The organism is Gordonia sp. i37 (assembly GCF_002043085.1).
GTDB lineage: Bacteria > Actinomycetota > Actinomycetes > Mycobacteriales > Mycobacteriaceae > Gordonia > Gordonia polyisoprenivorans.
The window spans coordinates 1-366 of the sequence record NZ_MVPX01000713.1 but is presented as its reverse complement, the minus strand read 5'-3'; the positions used below and the strand labels follow the sequence as shown (position 1 = coordinate 366).

Annotated in this window: 1 protein-coding gene; it reads right to left on the bottom strand. The window is 66.7% G+C overall.

Going from position 1 to position 366, the window contains the following annotated elements; genetic code table 11:
- Nucleotides 1–317, bottom strand: a 317-nt coding sequence (locus B1964_RS29760; protein ID WP_079932331.1) for a transposase, incomplete at its 3' end; no start/stop codon positions are given.
- Nucleotides 318–366: the final 49 nt, after the last annotated feature.

The following is a 366-nucleotide window of genomic DNA, read 5'->3' as shown; positions in this document are numbered from 1 at the left end:
GCGCGGGCGATCGTGGAGTCCACCGAGACCGACCAATCGATCAGGCCTTCGGCGTCAGCGGCGGCGGTCAGCGTGGCCAGCACCGTGTCCCATGTGCCCTCTTCAGCCAAGCGCCGATGCCAGGTCCACACGGTCTGCCAGGGCCCGTAGACCTCGGGCAGATCCCTCCAAGCGATTCCGCACCGGTACCGGTAGATGATCGCCTCCACCATGGTGCGGGCGTCGGCGAACGGCCTGCCGGCGCGGCCGGTCCGGGTCGGGAGCATCGGGGCGATCAACTCCCATTGGGTGTCAGAGAGCATCTGGAACCGGGACATGTCCCCAGGGTCTCAGCTGACTCGTGCATCTATTCTCAGACACGCCCTA